The sequence below is a fragment of the Leptolyngbya sp. AN10 genome (assembly GCF_050565645.1).
In the GTDB taxonomy this organism is placed as follows: domain Bacteria; phylum Cyanobacteriota; class Cyanobacteriia; order Leptolyngbyales; family Leptolyngbyaceae; genus Leptolyngbya.
Genome location: NZ_JBNXVP010000013.1, coordinates 90,235 through 111,876 on the forward strand (window position 1 = coordinate 90,235; position 21,642 = coordinate 111,876).

Here is a 21,642-nt window from a genome sequence, read left to right on the forward strand (position 1 = left end):
CCAAACGGGAACGTTAGGAAGAATGTCATTCAACACATTAGAAACCTATGACCCTTCCAGATACTAGCCAACGGTTACGCAATGGAATCATTGACCAAGACATTAACGCCCTGCGAGGTGCAAAGGGAATTCTCGGTTATACTCCTGGTCGCCCAGAAGCCGATCTGATCACGCTTGGCGAGATCGAACGGAAACTGCACTACTTGTACGAACTAGAAATCCAGGCAAAAGCAAAGCACCGCGCTCTCCTGGACGAAGTGCGTGAAATCGAATGGAAATTTCATCAAGGCGTACAAGCGATGAAAAGCTCCGTGCTGGCACAGTATGGCAAAAACAGTCACCAGGCAGAATCCATTGGCTACAAGAAGCTAGAAAACCACAAACGCCCCAAACGTAAAAAGAGTCAGTCCGACGAGTTGAATAAAATCGCGTGATCGAAACAGCGATCGTTGCCCCCCGATCGTTGCCATCAGGAATGACGTTTTGCCTACCGATACAAGACTGTGTGTAGATCCATCACGCCACGATCGTTAAGATAATTTCTGCCGATTTCTCAATTGACTTGGTAAATTGGACAATAGTAAAACTTCCATTCGATCGAGCGGGAATTGTTATGCTGAAAAAAAATCAATCAGTTTTTGCTTTTCTGCTAGGCGGCTTTCTCGTCTGTTCTGCGCCGATTAGCTCGGTTAGCGTGGTTCAGGCGCAACAGACTCCACAGCAGGAATTGACCGAACTGAGACGGCAGCAACAATTACGATCGCAGGTCGAAGACGAAATCGATCGCGCTTTATCTCGTTCGAGTCTGTTGCTTAATATTGCGCTGATTACTTTAACGGTGTTCCCGATCGCGCTTCTGGTTGCACTGTGGAAATTCCGTCGCATTATTATTCGGGAAATCGTCGATCGAGGATTACAGCAACTTCAGCATCTATCAGAAGTCGAACATCAGTTGCAAGATGTTCAACAAGAAGCAGAACGGAAAATTCAACAATCACGAGAAGTGATTGATCAGCTTGAACGAGAAGTCCAAGCACTACAGCAAAGAATTTCAGAAGATGCAGAAAGCTTAACAGGTCTAACTTCGCAATTATCGCGATCGCAGTCCGAACTCTTAGCTGGACTCGAAACTCAAGTAAATCTCTCTAAGCGCGAATTAGAAAAGCTATCTTCGGATTTTGCTGCTCATTTGTCGATGTTGCAAACGGATGCACAAGAACAAACGACGACTGCTGCCGATCGCTTTACTGAAGTGCGCGATCAGTTAATCGCACAGCTAGACGGAATCGAAACCTTTGCAACCGAGCAACAACATCTAACGCAGGAACATTTAACCCGCTCACAGACTGCTTTTACAACGCATCTCGACGAACTGCAATCGGATGTTCAACTGCAACGCGATCAAATGCTGCAACGATTGGCGCAGTTTGAGCAGGATTATGTGACGCAGGTTTCAGAAGTTCAGACCGATACAGAAGATCGACGCAATCAATTACTCGAAGATTTGCGGCATCTCAAAGCTGAATTTGCGACACAGCTTGCAGGATTCCAAACAGACAGTCAACAACAACGCGATCGCATTCGTGAACAAATCGAGCAATTAGAAATCGAGCTTGCAGGAAGCGCAACCGAATTTCGTTCCAACTTAGAACAGCATCAAAAAAGAGTCGAAGCCGATCTTGATCAGAAAGAAACGGAAGTAGGATTGCAACTTGAACAGCATCAACAGCGAGTTCAAGTGAATTTAGAGCAAAAAGAAACCGAAGTACGAACACGAAGTGCAGCAGCGCTATCGCAACTTGAACAACATCAACAGCGAGTTCAAGCGAATTTAGAGCAGAAAGAAACGGAAGCACGATTGCAGCTTGAACAACATCAGAAACAACTACAAGACGATCTCAATCAGAGACAATCCGAAGTACTCGCGCAGTTCTCCGAATTAGAAACCACTGCAATTCAAGGCAGAACGAACTTCCTCGATAAGTTGCGACTACTCGAATCTGACGCAGGACAACAAAAGCAAGCGATTTTCAACAAGCTTCAACAGTTAGAATTTGAGTTTGTGTCCCAACTTTCAGGACTACGGGAACAAGCTCAAAATCGCCGCCCTGAACCCGTTGAAACATCAGCACCAGAGCAATCTTCAGATTTCGAGCAGGCTGAAACGTTGTTTAAGTCGGGACAATTTGAAGCCGCGATCGCACATTACGATCGAGCAATCGAACACCAATCAAACAATCCTGAACTCTGGCTGAGACGCGGATTAGCACTCGGACGATTGAAGCAATTCAAAGAAGCGATCGCATCTTACGATCGGGCAATCCAACTCGATCCCGACTACTCTGAAGCTTGGTGCGATCGCGGTGTTGCACTGGGTAAACTACAGCGACATGAGGAAGCGTTCCGATCCTTTAATCAAGCCGTTCAGATTCGTCCCAATGACCCGATCGCATGGCTGAATCGCGGATTAGCGCTGCAAATGTTGGGTCGATATTCAGAAGCGCTTGCTTCCTTCGATGAAGCACTGAAACTTGATTCGGAAGCATACAAGGTTTGGAACTATCGCGGCTATCTCTTGGTACAACTAGAGCGCGATCGAGATGCCTTAGAAAGTTTTGATTTCGCGATCGACATTCAGCCGAAGTATGCACCCGCGTACTACAACAAAGCGATCTGTTATGCAGTTCAGGGACATACACAAGCCGCGATCGAGAATCTCGAAGAAGCGATTCGGATCAATCCACGCTATCGGGAAGATGCCAAAAGCGACCCGGAATTCGAGCAAATTATGAACGATCGACGGTTCCGCCAACTGGTTGAACATTAATCAAACAAAATTGTAGTATCCTCTTGACAGCTTGTAGTACGCTGGCTTATCTTCGTAGTATGAGATGAGACAACAAACAGCGGCTCAACTCAACCTGTTATGGGGACGCGATTGGTGTTCGACTGCTCTGAAACCAACAAACGGACAGTTGCAGGACTGGGGTTCAATTCCCCACGTCTCCACCAACTTTCATCTGAATGCACAGATAGTGTAACGGCAGCACAAGGGTCTCCAAAACCTTTAGTCCGGGTTCAAATCCTGGTCTGTGTGCTCTATATAAGTTAGGTACGGCGACATGGAGCAAGACCGATCGACAAAAATAAGCAGATATCTTAGTAAGCATTTGCGCCATAATCCAGAACGCCTTGGACTGTCTCTCGCTCCTGGTGGTTGGGTGAGTGTCGATGAACTACTAAGCGCTTGTGCAACTTATCAGTTTCCCGTCACTCGTACAGAGTTGGAGGAAGTTGTCGCAACCTGCAACAAGCAGCGATTCTCATTCGATCGGACAAAGACGCGCATTCGGGCGAATCAAGGTCATAGTGTCGAAGTCGATCTACAACTTGAACCGCAAACGCCGCCAGATGTGCTGTATCACGGAACTGGAGAACTATCTGTGCCAGCAATTTTGGAATCTGGACTGTTGAAAATGTCACGCCACCATGTGCATTTATCAAGAGAGACGGAAACTGCTCGTAAGGTGGGAATGCGACATGGGCGACCTGCAATTTTTACCGTGGATAGTAGAGCGATGCACCAAGCAGGATTTATCTTCTATTGTTCAGACAATGGCGTTTGGTTGGTGGATCACGTGCCAGCGAAGTATTTGGCGTTAATTTAGCTGGCTGCGGAATTTGCTTGTGCTGATGTAGAGAAGCGCGATCGCGAAACAAAAAAGTACCACCTCTAAATAATCGGTTGATGACATGAAAAATCGTTAAAATCACGACAAGTCAACCTTAAATCAGTCGGAGTCAGCCTATGGGCAGTTAACCAAGTGATTGGCTATCGCCAGAAACGCAAGGGTAGAAGTTGGAGACCGCAAGGCAGTCATGCACTCGGTCTGCTGAAAATTCTTGAACTCAATGGCAAGTGGCAAGAACATTGGTTTCCTCATGCCGCGATCGTCTAAATCAACCGATTATTTAGAGGTGGTACTTTTTTAAGATCTAGAATCGATGCGTTACTCATATAATGATAATCGTTCTCAAGCAATGCAAATGTAAATGAATGTTAAAGGTTCAGCAGTTAGCCGTTAGTTATCGAGGAGTTCTCGGACTTGATGCCATTAGCTTCTCGATTCGAGCGGGTGAGCTAGTCGGCGTAATCGGACCCAATGGAGCCGGGAAAAGTACCATGCTGAAAGCGATGTTAGGCTTGATTCCGACTGAGAGCGGCAAAGTCGAGTACTGTACCTGTCCTCTACATCGCCAACTTGATAAGGTTGCTTATATTCCACAGCGATCGCAGATTGACTGGGATTATCCGATTACAGTTTGGAATGTGGTCTTGATGGCAAGAACTCGCTCTCTAGGCTGGTTTCGCAGTCCCGGTCGTCCCGCGAAAGAATTAGTCAGAACTGCTTTGGAGCGAGTCGAAATGCTCGACCTGAAATCTCGCCGGATTGGAGAGCTATCGGGTGGTCAGCAGCAACGAGTCTTTCTCGCTCGTGCATTGGCACAACAGGCAGATTTATTCTTCTTTGATGAGCCATTTACAGGAGTAGATAAAAAAACGGAGGGCATTATGCTCGAAGTGTTTGCAGAACTGCGATCGCAAGGCAAAATTCTACTCCTGAGTACACATGAGTGGGGACAATCGCTATCACAACTCGATCGCTTATTACTGCTCAATCAACGCTTGATTGCTGAGGGTACTCCGAAAGAGGTGATGACGGCTGAAAATCTGCGTCAAGCTTATGGCACGTACTTGCAAGCACCTTTTCAGCAAGATTTTGACTCTACACTCATTTGCTAACTATGATTCCATTCATTACAGAGCCGCTTGGATTTGAATTTATGCGAAATGCGATCGCGATCGGGTTACTGGTCGGATTGCTTTGTCCGGTTGTCGGCAGCTATTTGATAGTTCAGAGAATGGCGCTTTTTGGCGATGTGGTCGCTCATTGTGTCCTGCCGGGACTCTCGATTTCGTTTTTTCTGGGGATTGATATTTTGATTGGAGCATTTGGAGCAGGAATTTTAGGTGCATCTTTAATCGCTTGGATACGATCGCAAAGTCGAGTGAAAGCTGATGCAGCAATGGCGCTAATCTTCTCGACTTTCTTTGCTCTCGGTGTCACGCTAATTACGGTTCTTAGAAATAAGCTTGATTTGGATAGCTTTTTGTTTGGGGATATCTTAGGAGTCACGATCGCAGATGTTCAACGGACTTTAGTAATTTCGTTGAACATTCTCTGCATTGTGCGATTGTTTTACAAAGAAATGCTGTTCTATACCTTTGACAAAACGGGCGCTCAAGCGATCGGGCTGCCGATTAATCTAATTTATTTTGCGTTTATGTCAGCGATTACGCTCACGATCATTGTGAGCATGAAAGCAGTGGGCGTAATTTTGGTGATTTCTATGTTAGTCGGTCCGGCTCTCAGTGCTTATCTTTTGGTCAAAGAGCTAAATCAGATGATGCTGCTCGGAGCATTAATCGGAATGTTTTCTTGTGTGACTGGAATTTACATCAGTTACTATCACAATCTTCCGTCTGGACCTGCGATCGTATTAGTTTCGTCTACGCTCTTTCTGCTATCACTACTGTTCAGTCCATCTCAAGGCATTCTAACTCGTTCTAATTTGCTTCGACGTTCTTATTGAACTACAAATTTATGCAAAACACGCTTGATCTCAGCGTTGAATTGATTCAATATCATGGATGCTCATACTGGGCGCATCAACATTTGAAGGAAATGATTAATGGATTGTAAAACAGCAACGCTCGTCTACAAAGCTGGAGACGCGATCGACAACATTCGTCGCCTCTTCCCCGAAGCTTGGGAATTTTTGGAAAAGCAGGCTTTTGCATTCGTACAGCATCAATCAGACGAGTTTGATTCACAGCTTAAAAAGCTAGTCGATAAAACTTCGTTTCAGTTTCGGATTACGCATCGCGATGATACTGAACAACTCACCCAGGACATTGCTGAACTTTTAGGAGACATTACCTCTCGTTTGCTATTAGAGCAACATTTCTCGAAAGTTGTGGGTGAGCCGATTTTCTTCCATACAATTTGTTGCTCCAGTCATCTCACAACCGATCGACCTTTGACTTTAGAAGAAGTCCTGCCGATTCAACGTGCAGCCGTTCAACTGCAATAAAACTAACGCCGTTTGAATCCTTGACCTCGCGAAGGTTGTGACCAGACTAACAGTTCACCTTGCTGCCCTCCTGCGGCAAGGTGACTTCCCTGGGGATGCCACGCGAGGTAAGAAAACCCATCAGGTGCGCCTTCTAAGATTTGAGTCATCGAAGCTGCTTGCCACCACAAAACGATCGAGCCATCTTCCGAGGCAGAAGCCAGCAAAGTCGTATTGGGCTGGAAGCGAACAGCTTGAACATAGCCATCGTGCTGACCCAAGACGCGACTTTCCCATCCAAACTGTTCATCTTCGTGCTTTTCCCAAACGACAATGCCTTCTGCACTAGCTGAGGCAAGCAGTGGGGCATCATTGCGAACAGGTCGATCAGACCAAGCAATTTGACGAACCTTGCCGGGAAAACCGCTCATCATCCACGGTGCAGGATTGCCCCACTCTAAAACAGAAAGGGTTCGATCGAGATTTCCCGATGCTAGATATCGCCCACTTGCTGACCAAGCGATCGTCGTACTCGCAGACGGAATAATGAATTGATAGGGATCTTCTTCCCATTTCGCTGTCATCCAGATTTTGATGCCTTGATAGCCGCCAAGACTAATGCTCTCACCGCTTGGATGCCATGCAATATCACCGATCGACGATTCGTTAAAATCCAGCGTCGTCACACTTTGCTGAGTTTCAGCATCCCAAATTTGCACCGTTTTGCCTAAGCTAAAGGCAATCTGATTCTTGATCGGACTCCACTGAAGCTGATCAATCCATGCTGAAGCATTCGTTAGAGTTTTAATCAGCTCGAATCCTGTTCTGGTTAACTGCCAAATTTGAACAGTTCCCGCTTGTCCGCTTGCTGCAAGAAACTGTCCATCGTGAGAGAAAGCAAGACAGTCGATCGAAGATCCTGTCGCTGTCTGCAATACGATCGAATCAAATGTCCTCGTTGCATAGAGGACAACTTCTCCCGCAGCAGAACAAACCGCCAGCATTTTTCCATCAGGCGACCATGCGATCGCTGTAACATAGTCCGATAAAACACTTTGCCATCGCAGTTCAAGCAGAGAGCGCATTTTTGCTTTTACACTAAACACGAGCGAAAATCCTCTCTCAATGCTGCTTCATCTAAGTTTCGACCAATGAATACTAATTCATTTTTGCGCGTTTCATTAGGTTTCCAACGTCGATCGGGCTTACCATCGAACAACATGTGCACCCCTTGAAAGACAAAGCGATTATCCTCGCCTGCAATGTTCAAAATGCCTTTCATCCGAAAGATGTCTTGCCCCTGAAAGCGCAGTAGTTCACTCATCCAGGTATTCAATCGAGTGCCATCGACTGAACCAGATTCGACGATCGCAACTGAAGTGACAGTTTCATCATGTTCGTGAGCATCTTCACCGAGAAAATTGGGGTCGATTTCTAAAGCACGATCGAGATCAAATGCTCCGACACCGAGTAAAGCATCCATTTCAACTTGAGCATCCTGAGTACGATAAATTTTCGCGATCGTGTTCATCGATTTGATCTTTTTCTCAAGCTCATCTAGCTCGGTTGAAGCAATCAGATCAATCTTATTGAGCAAGATTACATCCGCAAAGGCAATTTGTTCTTGTGCTTCATCTGCATCCCAATGTTGAGCAATGTGCTTGGCATCGACTACGGTAACAACAGCATCAAGACTCGTCAAAGTCTGTACATCTTCGTCCATGAAAAAGGTTTGAATCACGGGCGCGGGATCAGCAAGCCCAGTCGTTTCAATCACGATATGATCAAAGCGATCGCGCCGTTTCATCAAGTTATTGATCATCCGAATCAAATCACCCCGAACTGTACAGCAGATGCACCCATTGTTCATCTCGAAAATTTCTTCATCGGTATCGACGACTAGCTGATTGTCGATTCCGACTTCACCAAATTCATTGACGATCACCGCTACCTTTTTCCCATGTTCATGGGTCAGAATTCGGTTGAGTAATGTCGTCTTACCTGCACCCAGATAGCCTGTCAGAACGGTAACAGGAACAGCATCTTTTACTTCAGCAACCATCACAACCGCTCCTCATATAGAACGATAATCGTTATCATCCTATTATAGGGAGAGATTTAGATCGCGCAAGTCGCGTTATTGAATCTCAACGAAACAGGCTTGAAATTCTTCTCTCAGTTGCTCTGCTTCGAGATTGCGTCCAATGAATACGAGTTCATTTAGATGAGATTCTTGGGGCTGCCAATCGCGATCGTAATGTCCACTGACTAGACTATGAACGCCCTGCATCACATACCGCTGCTTCTGATCAGCGACGTTGAAAATTCCTTTGACTCGAAAAGTATCAGCAGCGTGATGGTTCAATCGCTGATGGAGCCACGAAGTTAATGCTTCTAGATCAATTGTTCCAGATTCCGTGAGTGACACTGAAGAGACGGATTTATCGTGTTCGTGTACGTGCTTACTCAGAAAATTTTCGTCGATCGCTAAAGCATGATCAACATCAAACGCATTCAATCCCAGAACTGCCTCTACCCCGATTTGCGAGTGCTGAGTGCGATAGAGCTTGGCGAGTGGATTCATCGATCGTAGTTTAGATTCCAGCGGATCAAGCTGATCTGAAGTCACTAAATCTGTTTTGTTGAGCAAAATCACATTTGCAAATAAGACTTGTTCCTGAACTTCTTTTGCATCCCAATGCGCTTGAATATGTTTTGCATCGATCACGGTCACAACTGCTTCTAAATGAGTGTTTGTTTTCACTCCATCCTCAACAAAAAAGGTTTGAACAACGGGTGCAGGGTCAGCAAGTCCAGTTGTTTCGATCAGAATGTGTTCAATCTGATGTGGGTGGTGCAGAAGCTCTTGGATGATGCGAATCAAGTCTTTGCGAACAGTGCAGCAGATTGAGCCATTATTCATTGCAATAATTTCTTCGTCTGCTTGAGCAACGAGTTGATTGTCAATTCCAACTTGCCCAAATTCATTAACAATGACAGCAATTTTCTTGCCATGATCTTGAGTCAGAAGATAATTGAGCAGTGTCGTTTTTCCAGCCCCCAGATAGCCCGTCAAGATCGTAACCGGAATCGAACGTTGAGCCATGTTGTTCACTCCTGAGAAAGATAACAGTTCTCAAGTTAAGAGACTTTTGATATTTCGGCATCCGAGAAATCTGAACAGGATGAGCAATCTGGAATACATGACTAATCTGGACTAATCTGGACTAAGTAGACGGGCTGAATTAATTTAAGGATCACTCGCTCCGTTCTATCTCGCCCCGGATTGAAATCGGGGCTAACAGTGCGAAGTCCCTGAAAGGGACTAAGAGCCAGTTAGGATAGACTCTTCAGTAGGTTTCAACCTACTTCGCACCGTTAGCCCGAACTTCCAGTTCAGGGCGGATCAGCAACAAAGCGAGAGAGCTTGCTGGACTTAGGAATCAATATTGTGAGAACGGTTATCATTATGATGTAAATTGAGCCATAATGATAACCGTTCTCACACTCGTTCTCACAATATTGATATGTCTTCTATCTCTCAGCGGATTGATATTGCGATCGTCGGTGCTGGAATGCAAGCTCTGACTTTAGTAACACATCTCCTTCAGAAGCGCGAAAAACTGCGCGATCGCGTTATTGCTGTTGATCCAAGTGGGAAATGGATACAGCAATGGCAGCACCAATTTGCAGCGCAGGAAATTCCACATCTGCGATCGCCCGTTGTCCATCATCCTGAACCCAATTCTTTTGCTCTGAGACGATTTGCAGAATCGAAACCCAATCAACTGTTTCCGCCCTACGATCTACCAGGAACAGCATTGTATGAGTCGTTCTGTCGGGATGTCATACAGCGTTGGCAACTTCAAGATCATGTTCTTGCGGCAACTGTAAGCCAAATAGAACCTTTGCATTGTTCATTCCAGTTGAAGTTACAAGGTGGACAGACTATCTCGGCGCGAAGAGTCATCGTTGCAACAGGAAGCGCAATCACGCAAATTCCCGACTGGGTGAGCAGTATTTCAGAGCCGTATCCTGATGATCGACTGGTTCATTCTCGATCGATTGATTTGCGATTGCTGAAACTCGCTGGAGAACGGATTCTGATTGTTGGCGGTGGATTAACAAGCGGGCATTTAGCGATCGGGGCAATTAATCGAGGAGCGCACGTTAGTCTGATGTCTCGTCGATCGCTAAGTGAAAAATTATTTGATGCTGATCCAGGTTGGTTAGGTCCGAAATATCTCAAAGGCTTTTATGCAGAACCGGATTGGTTTGCGCGATCGCGAATGATTCAACAAGCTCGGAATGGGGGTTCTCTGACTCCGGCAATGATGACTCAGCTTAGACGTGCGAAACATAGCGATTGTCTTATGTTTCACCCAGAATGTCAGGTCATCGAAGCAAAATGGCAAGAACAAGGCTGGCAGGTGACTTGTGATAATGGTGCAGTGCGGAACTACGATCGCATTTGGTTAGCAACTGGAACCCGATTTGATGTGACTAAAGACCCCTTATTTTCGGAGATGCTCAAGGCGTATCCGATTGAGGTTGTAAACGGCTTGCCTGTGCTAAATCCTTGTTTACGGTGGTCAAAGTCTGAGCTATTTGTGATGGGTGGATTAGCAGCACTTCAAGTGGGTCCAACGGCTCGAAATCTATCCGGTGCGAGAATGGCAAGCGATCGTATTGTGCCAGCGTTGGTTAAACCTAGAATTTTAGCTAAGAGTGCTTAAGCTTATGGTGACGCAATCTCGACCAACACGCGGACAAGCGAGAGTACTAGAGTTGCTAAAACAAACGAAGCAACCGATTTCGGCTCAAGCTCTATTTACTGAACTTCGCTCCTCAGGGCAGTCTTTAGGATTAGCAACAGTGTATCGAGCATTAGAAGCACTGAGGCGAGAAGGCTTAGTTCAAAGTCGATCGACTCCACAAGGCGAAGCGCTCTATAGCTATGTAGATCATCACCAGCACTTTTTAACCTGTTTGCGCTGTGGCACTTCTACGCCGCTAGAAACCTGCCCATTCCAAGAGTTAGAAAAACAATGGCAACAGGCAAAGACCTTCCAGTTGTACTATCACACGTTAGAGCTATTTGGACTATGCTGGCAGTGCCAAGACTCACCGAATGAAAACTGATGTTTTACTGAAAAAAATCCGTCTGTAGCTAAAATCTCTTGAAATCTAATATAGAATGATAACCGTTCTCAAGAACCTTCCATATTTGAGGATTAATGTATTATGAACTCCACTTCTGACGCTGCAACTGATCTCCAAATTCCGAAGCGCGGAATGCCTGTCACGATCATCACAGGTTTTTTAGGCAGCGGTAAAACAACGCTTCTGAACCAGATTTTGAAGAATCGCGAAGATCTGAAAGTTGCAGTGCTGGTGAATGAGTTTGGAGACATCAACATCGACTCACAGCTACTTGTTTCACTTGATGAAGACATGATGGAACTGAGTAACGGCTGTATCTGCTGTACGATTAATGACGATCTTGTGAATGCTATCTATCGAATTCTGGAGCGAGAGGACAAGATTGATTACTTGGTGATTGAGACAACTGGTATCGCTGATCCGTTACAGATCGTGCTTACCTTTGTTGGTTCTGAACTGCGGGACTTGACGCACATCGATTCTATTTTAACCGTGGTAGATGCCGAAACTTTTACACCTGGGCATTTTGAGAGCCAAGCGGCAATGAGCCAGATTACGTATGGGGACATCATTTTACTGAATAAAACAGATTTGGCAGGACATCATCAGGTGATAGCACTTGAAGAGTGGATTCGTAGTACCAAAACTGGAGCAAGAATCATTCAAAGTCAGTATGGTAAAGTTCCACTTCCGCTCATTCTAGATGTTGAATATTTCGAGCCAGCAGCTTATACCGAGACTCAAGCAGAACCTCACGATCATGATCATCACCATCACGCCGATCATGATCATCACCATCACGACGAACATGATCATCACCATCATTCTGATCACCTAGCAAATGATGGTTTTGTGTCGATGTCGTACCAGAGCGATCGACCTTTTTCGGTTCAGAAGTTTCAGCATTTTCTGGATGAATTGCCGATCGAGATTTTTCGCGCAAAGGGATTGCTTTGGTTCAAAGAAAGCTATTTGAAGCATATCTTCCAGCTAAGTGGCAAACGCTACGATATTCAAACCGAGGAGTGGCAAAAACCCCCTTCAAATCAGCTTGTCCTAATTGGTCGAGATTTAAATATTGAGCAACTGAGACAACAGTTAGACCAATGCTTAGAACCTGCTTCTTCTAAGATGATTGCTCAGTAATTTCCGCTTTCACACACTCTTTTACTTTTGGCAATGCCTCAATTTTCTAGGGAGTGAGGATGAGTGTCGATCGCGGTTCTGCTTGAGAAACGGGAACACATCCTGAAGCCGATCGTCTGTAAGTAAAGGTATATTCTGCCGACATCGTTGATTTTCTCAGTTCAGAAGTGAGCCATTATCAAACCTGGAAATTGCTTCGCGATCGCTGCTTAATTGTGTTATTCTACGGGATGCTATCGGTTCTGATGGGGATCAGCCATCAGACGCAAGGGGGAAAGTTTGGTGAAAATCCAGCGCTGTCCCGCAACTGTATTGAGAGCTAAACTTCTCTAAGTCAGGATGCCCACCGATGTCGCTCACTTGTTGTTTTCATCTGCGAGGTACGGATGATGGTTGATTTAGCTTTTTTGCGATTTGTCTGCGCTCATTCTCTGGCGCTGAGACTATAGCGTTTTAATGAGAATCTCAGGGTGTAACTGATATACCGCTGCTTTGAACTGAAAACAGCGCGGATTCAGCTTCTCAGTTTCAACATTAGGACGCTATAAGCATGACCCGAATTAATCAATTTGATAGAGGCATTTCAGTTCTCCAAAAGAGAGTTGAAAATGCACAATGACCGCTGGCAGGAAAACTGTACTCACTGGCAGTCCCGATTCATTCATCACAATAGTTTGACGCTTGGCTATCTTGCTTGGAATGGATATCTTCGGCATCAACGAGGATTGTTAACGTGCGATGTGATCAATCCAATTCTTTATTCGATCGACTGGCAATTTAATTCAGTTGCGTTCAATCCGTTCTTCGTTGCTCAGGCGCGAGTTGCAAAGTATCTGCAAGAACTGGAGCTAGAGCAAAGCGCAATTGATGTAGTGACAAGCGCGATCGTCACTTACAATCCAACAGAAGCGATCGTACTGCTAATTCGCAGGAACCAAGAAGTAGAAATCAATCTACTTCAGAATCTAGCGATTTCTCCGCCTCACTGTTACCAGCAGGTGCAGCGACGGTGGGCGGAGTTTCAGCCGAGTTTAACTTAGGAAAAATTACATGATTGATGTCCGCTCCAGTCCGCGTCCGCGTTTGAACGTAATCATATTCACCCTAGTCCTACATCTCGGTGCATTGTCCGCCTTGCTTCCTAGCTATTTTAGCTGGTCTGCGGTTGGTGTTGCACTATTGCTGCATGGGTTGACCATTGGGCTAGGCATCTCGCTCGGCTTTCATCGATTAGCATCTCATCGGAGCTTTCGGACTCCCAAATGGATAGAGTATTGTCTGATTTTATGTGGGACTCTCGCAGGTCAAGGAGCCGTGATTGGATGGGTTGGCTATCATCGAATGCACCATCGCTATGTCGATCGTACAGGCGACCCGCATGATTCGACTCAAGGACTTTGGTGGAGTCATATTAGTTGGCTAATGCACACAGTTCCGATGAAAACTGAATTGCGCCGCTTTACAAAAGATATTGCTGAAGATCGGTTCTACCAGTTTTGTCATCAGCACTATATTGCACTGCAATTTGTGCTTGCGCTTTTGCTTTATAGTTTAGGCGGAATGTCTTTTGTCGTGTGGGGCATCTTTGCGCGACTGTTCCTAGGATTTCATAGTACTTGCTTTGTGAATAGTGCGTGTCATGCCTTCGGCTACCGAAATGTGGAAACAAGCGATCGCTCTACTAACTGTTGGTGGGTAGCGTTGCTCACGTTCGGAGAAGGCTGGCATAACAATCACCACGCCAGTCAAGCTTCAGCACGATTTGGCTGGCATTGGTGGGAAATTGATCCCGTTTGGATCACGATCCGAGGACTAGGAAAGCTAGGACTTGCAACTCACATTAAAACTTAAAGCTTCACTTGTTTTTTGGCGAAATTGGATGCCGTGAATTCTGCTTAGTAAAATGACTCAAACCACTCTATTTGTCTGTGTTCTCTGCCGTTTCTCGGCATCCGAATCGAAAGCTGTTCCGCAGCCTGGTCAAACTCTGTTCGACGAACTTCGTAAAGCGATCGAACATTCTGATGCGATAAATTTACAGTCTGTGCGCTGTATGGGAGCCTGCCAGTCTGCCTGTGTTGCTGCCTTTGCCGCTCCTAACAAGCTAACGTTCGTGCTGAGTAACTTATCTCCAACAGAATCGGTTTCAGATTTGCTGCAATTTGGTCGTCAACATGCAAGTTGTACAGATGGAAAAGTTCCATACAAAGAGCGTCCAGAGACGATCAAGCAAAAAATTCATGCAGTTCTACCACTGCTACCAAACAACAATCCGTAATAGAAATCTCTCAGGATTGCTCAAGCCTTGAACAGTCAAGATTTTTCTTTCGGTTGCAATCGATCGAGCCTTAATTGATGTTGAGTGTTGAACAGAGATCGGAATCCTAGTAACACAATTCCGATCGTGGCAAGTCCGGTTCCTGCCGCGATCGCGAAAATCAGCACAATCTGATAGCGCACTGCATCGGTTGGATTGGCTCCTGCAATGATCTGTCCCGTCATCATTCCAGGCAAGCTGACCGTTCCCATAACCATCATTTGATTAATCGTCGGAATCATTCCCGTTCTTACCGCTTCCTGAATTGTCTGTTGAGCAGCTTCCCAACGAGTCGCACCGATCGCCAACAAAGATTCGATCTGATCTCGTCGAACTGTTAAATCCTCAGTAAAGCGATCGAGTGCTAAAGAAGTTCCCGTTAAAGCATTTCCTAAAATCATGCCTAACATCGGGATAATGTATTGCGGGTTGTACCACGGCTCAACTCGAATGATTCCTGTAACGATCGCTCCAATCATCAGTGCAGAGGAAGCAAAAATCGAAACAAAGCTATTCCAAAACATTCCTCGATAGCCGCGTTTTGTTCGAGCGATCGCAGATTGTCCTGCTAGAAGTGCCATCACTAAAGTGACTGCTAGAACAAGCATCGGGGACTGGAGCGTAAAAATCCACTTCAGAATATAGCCAACTAGCAAAAGCTGAACAGTCATCCGAACTGAGGCGATCCACAACTGTTTTTCTAAGCGAAGCTGTAGCACGATCGAGAGGATAAGATTGATCAAAATCAGCATTGCTGCTAGTGCAAGCTGTCCATTACTAATCAGAACATAGTTCGTCATGGGCGTTTGAGGATTAGACGATGATCGGTCATTCGTGCTAATTGTTCTGGATCGTGGCTTGTCCAGAAATACGATCGCGCTGCGTCTTCTTGTTGCCAGAAATGCACCAGAGACTCAAATTTTTGCTCCGTGTTGGCATCGAGAGATGCAGTCGGCTCATCGAACAGCAATACCGTGGGAGAACAGAGCAAGGCGCGTAAGAATGCGGCGATTTGTGCTTCTCCACCAGAAAGAGCATGAATGGGACGATCGAGAAAGTCAGGCGATCGCTCTAAAACGGATAGATACTGCAAAATACGCGATTTTTGAACACTGTAAGGCGCAAGATCGCGATGAACCGCCATTTTGTAGATAGCTTGTAGATTCTGCTCAACCGTTCCTTCGAGCAGGGCAGGACGCTGGTGCAGGTATAAGACTTGAGATCGGTACTGGGGAACAAACCAGTCCGTTACCTTTTTGCCTTGAAAGGCGATGCTTCCAGATTGAACTGGATCGAGTGCTGCGATCGCTCTTAACAGCAATGTTTTTCCGGTTCCGGCTTCACCTGCGATCGCCCATCGGTTACCCGGAAGCAACTCAAAGTTAAGATGCTTCCAAACCCACTTTCCCTGAACTTGCCGCCCTAAATCCTGGATGATTAACAAATTGGCTTCCATCAGCACAGCAAAATTAATATACAGAATTTTAGATTCGCAATGATAGTTATTGAAAATTAGTATCAATTGTGTCAAGATAATTTGTTAACGCAGATTAACCAAGTTACAGAGTGTTATGGCGCTTACAATTTCTGGCGAGGATTACGATGCGCTGTTTGATGCGACGCTGGAACAGTCTCGATGTCTTAACCCGGAGAATGTCGCTGATAGTGTTGCGCCTTATCCCAGCGAACTGGGACACGGACAGATCCAAAGAATTAAACTACGAGAAGGATTAGGGCTATCGATCGAGTCTTATCAACAGCATGACGATATTGCTGTTTCGTTCAATGACCATGCTGCTTTTAGGGGTTGAACCGCTGTTAACAGAATCCAAACCTCAGCCCTGCAAAAAGCTCAAACCCGAAGAAGTCGATCGCATCCATGCCGCCAGAAAAATTCTGCTGCAACGCCTAGATAATCCGCCTTCTTCAATGGAGTTGGCGCGAAGGGTGGGGCTCAACGATCGCGCATTAAAGCAAGGATTTTGGGCTTGTTTTGGTACGACGACGTTTAATTATCGGCATCACTATCTGCTAGATCAGGCGCGACAGCTACTAGCAACAGGTGATTTGAGGGTTGAGGAGGTTTCGCAGCAGGTTGGTTTCTCCAATCGAAGTTATTTTGCGGAGGCGTTTCGGAAAAAGTTTGGCGTGAATCCAGGCGACTGCGTTCGACAGCAGCGGCAATCTCGCTAGTCTGATGGTTCGATCTGTTGCCGAAGTTGCTCAACTGCCTGGATCGAAAGTCCAGTCGTGCGGCTAACCAGGTCGATCGTAATTCCTTCACGCAAGAGCTTCAGGGCAATTTCCCGCCGCTCCTCTTCTCGACCCTGTTCAATCCCCTGTTCAATCCCCTGTTCAATCCCCTGTTCAATCCCCTGTTCGACTCCTTCCTGCAAAATTGCTTGGTAGGTGACAGATTCGCGCATCACATCCCTCCGTATGACCTGTGCAATCACTGATGTTTCAAATTTTAGCCCAGCGAGGATGTAGGTGGCTGCCATTGCTTCATGTTGCTGTGACTCATTTTCGATGTTTAGGATCTCCCGAACGGCTTGTCGGAGGGTGCGGATTGGGTCATTGGTTCGGCTTAACCCAGCAAACGGCAGCAATCCAGGAAACGCCAATAATTCTTCGGCAGCCACTTCCCAAATTCGGATAACACTGAACTCCGCATACATTCCGGCAATCTCGAAATAGTTCTGATACACCCGCTCAGAGTTGGTTTCTCGGAGGTAGATCACGACTTGGTGGATCGTTTTCTCTGGGAACTTCCGATGCAGGCGAAGGCGATAATCCGCCAATCGCATTGGGACATCGTCTTTGGGCTTGGTTTGGAACTCGATGTGAACAATTTCGTTTTGTCCTTGCAGCAGAATGACGCTATCGGCGCGAATTGGTTCGATCGATAATTCCGTCGGACTCAGTTCGGTGAGTGGAACTCGGTAGCCGAGCAGCTAGCTTGCAAAGTCTTCGGGAAATTGTTCAGCCAGCCGCCGACAGGTGGTATCAAAGCTCATGCGCGATCGCTCTGGGAAGTCGTTCTTAGTTTAGAGGATTGTAGTTCTTTCCGAAAAAAGTCCGTCTACTGGTCAAAAAAAGTCCGTCTAACCGCCAAAAAGGACTAGCGATCGCATCCATCATACCCGTATTGTCTATTGATAATCGTTCCTAACTAATGGTGTGAAGATGATGAGAGCGTCGCTGGCTGGTGTGTTTGTGCTGCTTGGGGCGGTGTCTGCAACGGCAGCAGAACCAACCATTTCTCGAATTCAGGATCAGCCGAAAGCGGCAACAACGGTGAAAGAATGGATAGCGCAAACAGAAACACAGCAGGCGCAACTGGTGCGGGTGACGGGAGTAAAGGTAAATCCCACTTCGCAAGGGTTAGAAATTACGCTGGAGACGGAGAATGGGCAACCGCTACAGGCAACTCAACAATCCGATGGAAATACGCTGATTCTGACGGTGCCGAATGCAGTGCTGAGTGATGGACGATCGTTTGAGAAGCCTGTAGAGGGTATCGATCGCGTTTCTGTCACTCAAGCAGATGCGACTACCATTCGGATCAGCATTACTGGACTGAATGATCTACCGACAGCGAAAGTTGTTTCTGGACAAGGTTTAATTTTAGCCGTAACACCAGAAACAGGTGAGGAAGAGGAGATTACAGTAACAGGGGCACAAGACGGCTATCGCGTCCCCAATACCTCCGTGGGAACAAGAACTGATACACCATTACGGGATATTCCCCAATCGATTCAAGTGGTGCCGCAACAAGTGCTGCAAGATCGCCAAGCAAGGAGCATCACGGAAGCATTAGAAAATGTCAGCGGTGTTACCTCAATTTGGAGTACTGCTGGGGGTAGAGATTTCTTTGTTATTCGAGGCTTTGAGAACTATACAAATGCGCTTGTAAATGGAATTCCTGATCCACAAATTACAAGTGATAGTGGCTTCGCTAACGTGGAACGGTTAGAGGTATTAAAAGGTCCTGCTTCTGTTTTGTATGGCGAAACTGGATTTAGTGCGCTTGGTGGCACTATCAACTTTGTGACTAAGCAACCGTTACGCGAACCATTCTATGAAGTCAGTGCAACTGCTGGAAGCCTCAACACCTATCGAGGAGCAATTGATTTTTCTGGTCCGTTGAATGATGCTAAAACAGTTCTCTATCGGTTTAATGCAGCTTATTGGAGTAGTGACACTTTCCTCGACTTTAACGAAGCTAGACAATTATCCATTGCTCCCAGTTTGAGCTTTAGCTTGGGCAAGAATACTGACCTTGTTGTTGAAGGTGATGTTAATATCGCGGAGCGGAATGGGCGACAACCGCTTGGAGCACCAGCAGCCGGAAGTGTTTTACCTAACCCAAATGGGAAGATAAGCCGTAATTTCAATGCAACAGGACCACAAACAGATAATTTAACCGTGGTTGGCAGAGTTGGATATCGACTAGAGCATCGATTTAATGAAAACTGGAAGCTGCGTAATGCGTTCTTGTACACATTCTACGATGACGACGATCGAGATGGTGCGCCTTACTTTAATATCGGTCGTCTAGCCTCCGATAATCGTACACTGGGTCGAAGTGCTATTATCGGTAGCTTCTATGGTGATAGCTACTACCTGAATACCGATTTACTTGGCAAGTTTCGCACTGGCTCAATTGACCATCAACTTCTGCTCGGTTTCAGTCTAAATCGAAATACAAATGACTCTGACTTTGAATTCGGTATTCCTGCCGCTCCGGTAGATATTTTTAACCCAGTCTTTGATCAGAGAGTATCTCCTACTGGTCGTAGCAACTTTGACCAATTCACAACCAGAGATACACTTGGCATTTACCTCCAAGACCAAATTACGCTAGCGGAGAACCTAAAACTTCTGTTGGGTGGAAGGATCGATATATTTGGTGAGCGTACAACTAATAGACTGACGAATACAGAAACCAGCCAATCGGATACAGCATTTAGTCCAAGGGTAGGGATTGTTTATCAACCCATCCCGCCGATTTCTCTCTATGCGAGTTTCGCCCGCTCTTTTGCCCCTACGATCGGCACCGCTGCGACCGGAGAAGTTTTCAAACCAGAGCGTGGAACTCAGTACGAAATTGGGGTGAAGGCTGATATCAGCAGCACCCTTTCCGCCACCCTTGCCTTCTATGACTTGACTCGTTCCAATGTAACGACAAGTGATCCAGATAACGTTGGTTTTTCGATTCAAACTGGAAAACAGAGAAGCCGAGGGATTGAGCTAGATGTCAGCGGCGAAATTCTACCTGGATGGAATGTCATCGGGGGCTATGCCTATAACGATGCCAGAGTTACAGCAGATAATGATATTCCTGTCGGCAATCGTTTGTATTCTGCACCAGAACACACATTCAACCTATGGACAACTTACAGAATCCAAACAGGTGATTTGCAGGGGCTAGGAATTGGTCTAGGCTTCTACTATGTTGGAGAAAGAGCAGGAGATCTGGATAATAGCTTTGAGCTACCGAGCTACTTTCGCACAGATGCCGCCATCTTCTACGAACGGGAGCGGTTTCGTGCCGCAATTAATTTTCGTAATCTTTTCAATGTAGACTATTTTGCAAGTGCAGTTTCTAGAAATAGAGTCTTTGTCGGTGAGCCTTTTGCTGTGCAAGGAACACTTTCATGGCGATTTTAAGAATGGGTAGAAGTTCATGAGAATTTCTTTGCGCCGCTTTTACTATCTCGTGCTTTTCAGTTTTTTGGCAATAATACTGATTGCGGCTTGCAGTACAACTGATGATGCTAGTATCGCGACCCATAAGCAGCCTCTTGAGGGGTGCCGAATGGTGCAGCATATAATGGGTAGCACTTGCATTCCTCAAAACCCTCAACGAGTTGTAACTCTTAGATTGGATACTTTAGCCAATAGCTTGGCGTTAGGTGTCCGCCCGATCGCATCAGCATATATTACGGGATATCCCCTGCCAAAATATCTTCAAGATCAGGTCGATCAAATAGAGGCGGTTGGAGGAGCAAATGATCCTGATATCGAAAAGATCTTACGACTTAAGCCAGACTTAATTTTAGCTGGATCTGGATTGAAAGGAGTTTACAAGCAGCTATCTTACATTGCACCCACAGTATTGTTAGATATTCCTTTTCCTCCTCCTTCCTGGAAGAAGCAATTTGAGGAAGTTGCTCAGGCATTGGGTAAAGAAGAGGTGGGTCAGCAATTGATCAACAAGTATGGGCAAAGAGTTGAAAAGCTCAAGCAAGCTTTGGGCGATCGACGAACGACGATGAAGATTTCGGTTTCCAATACATCTTCAGAGTATGGGATTTGGTCTTATGGAGAAAAGCACTTTTCTGGCTCAGTTCTCAAGGACGTTGGGTTACAGCGTCCTCAATCACAGAAGGGCGATTTCTTTTACATCGAAAACCTATCCAAAGAAACGCTCTTAAGTATTGATGGAGACGTTCTCTTTTTTGTCTCTTGGGAAAGAGCCGACGATCGAAAAACATTAGACAAGCTGAAGCAAAGTCCTCTATGGTCAAAACTAGAAGTAGTTCAAAACGATAAAGTGTATCTTGTCGGCGCACATTGGCATAACTCCGATGTTTTTGCAATTAATGCAGTCCTAGATGATCTAGAGAACTATCTCCTTAATGGACTGTAAACTATGACTCAGTCCACACTTTTTGCGCTGATGCTTGACTAGAATTTAGCGATCGCTATGCTCAGAGCAAGACAAGCAATATTACTCACAACCAGTTTTCAGAGCAGTTGCGGGAAGTTGCGATTGCTAAAATTCCAATGATTCCAAAAAAGTCCGTCTAGCATTCAAAAAAAGTTCCGCTAACTGCCAAAATGGGCTTCTGTAGAGTGCCGAGACTCGGTAATCT

The 21,642-nt window shown here is 45.8% G+C and carries 23 protein-coding genes, 1 tRNA gene, 1 other RNA gene and 1 riboswitch; of the genes, 19 read left to right on the forward strand and 6 right to left on the reverse strand.

Annotation, left to right across the window (positions count from 1 at the left end; translation table 11 throughout):
* Positions 1-47: 47 nt before the first annotated feature.
* From ACQ4M5_RS19160 to ACQ4M5_RS19200, 9 genes are all read left to right on the forward strand, one after another.
* Positions 48-434, forward strand: coding sequence for a hypothetical protein (locus ACQ4M5_RS19160; RefSeq protein WP_430677269.1), 387 nt, complete (start codon positions 48-50; stop codon positions 432-434).
* Positions 435-613: 179 nt separating this feature from the next.
* Positions 614-2,827, forward strand: a complete 2,214-nt coding sequence (locus tag ACQ4M5_RS19165) for a tetratricopeptide repeat protein (protein WP_430677270.1) — start codon at positions 614-616, stop codon at positions 2,825-2,827.
* Between the two features lie 101 nt (positions 2,828-2,928).
* Positions 2,929-3,012: a transfer-messenger RNA gene (gene ssrA, locus ACQ4M5_RS19170) on the forward strand.
* Positions 3,013-3,026: 14 nt separating this feature from the next.
* Positions 3,027-3,097: transfer RNA gene (locus ACQ4M5_RS19175), tRNA-Trp, on the forward strand.
* 25 nt (positions 3,098-3,122) lie between these two features.
* A complete protein-coding gene (locus ACQ4M5_RS19180; RefSeq protein WP_430677271.1) occupies positions 3,123-3,668 on the forward strand; it encodes an RNA 2'-phosphotransferase in 546 nt (181 codons plus the stop codon).
* 156 nt (positions 3,669-3,824) lie between these two features.
* Positions 3,825-3,959, forward strand: coding sequence for a hypothetical protein (locus tag ACQ4M5_RS19185; protein WP_430677273.1), 135 nt, complete (start codon positions 3,825-3,827; stop codon positions 3,957-3,959).
* Positions 3,960-4,057: 98 nt separating this feature from the next.
* On the forward strand, positions 4,058-4,804 hold the full coding sequence (locus ACQ4M5_RS19190) for a metal ABC transporter ATP-binding protein (protein WP_430677274.1): 747 nt from the start codon (positions 4,058-4,060) through the stop codon (positions 4,802-4,804).
* A 2-nt stretch (positions 4,805-4,806) separates the two neighbouring features.
* Positions 4,807-5,655, forward strand: a complete 849-nt coding sequence (locus ACQ4M5_RS19195; RefSeq protein WP_430677275.1) for a metal ABC transporter permease — start codon at positions 4,807-4,809, stop codon at positions 5,653-5,655.
* A gap of 99 nt (positions 5,656-5,754) precedes the next feature.
* Positions 5,755-6,156, forward strand: coding sequence for a hypothetical protein (locus ACQ4M5_RS19200; protein WP_430677276.1), 402 nt, complete (start codon positions 5,755-5,757; stop codon positions 6,154-6,156).
* A 2-nt stretch (positions 6,157-6,158) separates the two neighbouring features.
* Here the strand turns inward: ACQ4M5_RS19200 and ACQ4M5_RS19205 are convergent, their stop codons facing one another.
* The 3 genes from ACQ4M5_RS19205 to ACQ4M5_RS19215 form a co-directional block, all read right to left on the reverse strand.
* Positions 6,159-7,220, reverse strand: coding sequence for a WD40 repeat domain-containing protein (locus tag ACQ4M5_RS19205; protein ID WP_430677277.1), 1,062 nt, complete (start codon positions 7,218-7,220; stop codon positions 6,159-6,161).
* Between the two features lie 8 nt (positions 7,221-7,228).
* On the reverse strand, positions 7,229-8,197 hold the full coding sequence (locus ACQ4M5_RS19210; protein WP_430677278.1) for a CobW family GTP-binding protein: 969 nt from the start codon (positions 8,195-8,197) through the stop codon (positions 7,229-7,231).
* A 75-nt stretch (positions 8,198-8,272) separates the two neighbouring features.
* Positions 8,273-9,241, reverse strand: coding sequence for a CobW family GTP-binding protein (locus ACQ4M5_RS19215; protein WP_430677279.1), 969 nt, complete (start codon positions 9,239-9,241; stop codon positions 8,273-8,275).
* A gap of 421 nt (positions 9,242-9,662) precedes the next feature.
* On the opposite strand from ACQ4M5_RS19215, the gene ACQ4M5_RS19220 reads away from it, so the two are divergent.
* The 6 genes from ACQ4M5_RS19220 to ACQ4M5_RS19245 all read left to right on the forward strand — a co-directional run bounded on the left by ACQ4M5_RS19220 (position 9,663) and on the right by ACQ4M5_RS19245 (position 14,722).
* On the forward strand, positions 9,663-10,871 hold the full coding sequence (locus ACQ4M5_RS19220) for an FAD/NAD(P)-binding protein (protein ID WP_430677280.1): 1,209 nt from the start codon (positions 9,663-9,665) through the stop codon (positions 10,869-10,871).
* 4 nt (positions 10,872-10,875) lie between these two features.
* The gene (locus tag ACQ4M5_RS19225) at positions 10,876-11,277 is read left to right on the forward strand and encodes a Fur family transcriptional regulator (RefSeq protein ID WP_430677281.1); all 402 of its coding nucleotides are present in this window, start codon (positions 10,876-10,878) and stop codon (positions 11,275-11,277) included.
* Positions 11,278-11,379: 102 nt separating this feature from the next.
* The gene (locus tag ACQ4M5_RS19230) at positions 11,380-12,444 is read left to right on the forward strand and encodes a CobW family GTP-binding protein (protein WP_430677282.1); all 1,065 of its coding nucleotides are present in this window, start codon (positions 11,380-11,382) and stop codon (positions 12,442-12,444) included.
* A 220-nt stretch (positions 12,445-12,664) separates the two neighbouring features.
* Positions 12,665-12,809: riboswitch (cobalamin riboswitch) on the forward strand.
* 243 nt (positions 12,810-13,052) lie between these two features.
* Positions 13,053-13,484 (forward strand): hypothetical protein, encoded by a 432-nt coding sequence (locus ACQ4M5_RS19235; protein WP_430677283.1) that lies wholly within the window; start codon positions 13,053-13,055, stop codon positions 13,482-13,484.
* Between the two features lie 10 nt (positions 13,485-13,494).
* Entirely contained in the window at positions 13,495-14,295 is an 801-nt protein-coding gene (locus ACQ4M5_RS19240) for an acyl-CoA desaturase (RefSeq protein WP_430677284.1), read from the forward strand.
* A 52-nt stretch (positions 14,296-14,347) separates the two neighbouring features.
* Positions 14,348-14,722 carry a DUF1636 domain-containing protein gene (locus ACQ4M5_RS19245; RefSeq protein ID WP_430677285.1) on the forward strand — a complete coding sequence of 125 codons (375 nt, stop codon included), beginning with the start codon at positions 14,348-14,350 and terminating at the stop codon, positions 14,720-14,722.
* A 35-nt stretch (positions 14,723-14,757) separates the two neighbouring features.
* On the opposite strand, the gene ACQ4M5_RS19250 is transcribed toward ACQ4M5_RS19245, so the two are convergent.
* Both ACQ4M5_RS19250 and ACQ4M5_RS19255 read right to left on the reverse strand, forming a co-directional pair.
* Positions 14,758-15,561, reverse strand: a complete 804-nt coding sequence (locus tag ACQ4M5_RS19250; RefSeq protein ID WP_430677286.1) for an ABC transporter permease — start codon at positions 15,559-15,561, stop codon at positions 14,758-14,760.
* Positions 15,558-16,217, reverse strand: a complete 660-nt coding sequence (locus ACQ4M5_RS19255; protein ID WP_430677287.1) for an ABC transporter ATP-binding protein — start codon at positions 16,215-16,217, stop codon at positions 15,558-15,560. Before ACQ4M5_RS19255 ends, ACQ4M5_RS19250 begins: the two co-directional genes overlap by 4 nt.
* 115 nt (positions 16,218-16,332) lie before the next feature.
* Between ACQ4M5_RS19255 and ACQ4M5_RS19260 the strand changes: the two genes are divergently transcribed.
* A complete protein-coding gene (locus ACQ4M5_RS19260) occupies positions 16,333-16,572 on the forward strand; it encodes a hypothetical protein (protein WP_430677289.1) in 240 nt (79 codons plus the stop codon).
* Complete coding sequence (locus tag ACQ4M5_RS19265; protein ID WP_430677290.1) at positions 16,547-16,954, forward strand: helix-turn-helix domain-containing protein; 408 nt, start codon at positions 16,547-16,549, stop codon at positions 16,952-16,954. Before ACQ4M5_RS19260 ends, ACQ4M5_RS19265 begins: the two co-directional genes overlap by 26 nt.
* On the opposite strand, the gene ACQ4M5_RS19270 is transcribed toward ACQ4M5_RS19265, so the two are convergent.
* On the reverse strand, positions 16,951-17,715 hold the full coding sequence (locus ACQ4M5_RS19270) for an Rpn family recombination-promoting nuclease/putative transposase (RefSeq protein WP_430677380.1): 765 nt from the start codon (positions 17,713-17,715) through the stop codon (positions 16,951-16,953). The two genes, ACQ4M5_RS19265 and ACQ4M5_RS19270, sit on opposite strands and share 4 nt — an antisense overlap.
* Before the next feature lie 232 nt (positions 17,716-17,947).
* On the opposite strand from ACQ4M5_RS19270, the gene ACQ4M5_RS19275 reads away from it, so the two are divergent.
* Together ACQ4M5_RS19275 and ACQ4M5_RS19280 are read left to right on the forward strand one after the other, a co-directional pair.
* Positions 17,948-20,434 (forward strand): TonB-dependent siderophore receptor, encoded by a 2,487-nt coding sequence (locus ACQ4M5_RS19275; protein ID WP_430677291.1) that lies wholly within the window; start codon positions 17,948-17,950, stop codon positions 20,432-20,434.
* 148 nt (positions 20,435-20,582) lie between these two features.
* A complete protein-coding gene (locus tag ACQ4M5_RS19280) occupies positions 20,583-21,416 on the forward strand; it encodes an iron-siderophore ABC transporter substrate-binding protein (RefSeq protein WP_430677292.1) in 834 nt (277 codons plus the stop codon).
* Positions 21,417-21,642 lie beyond the last annotated feature (226 nt).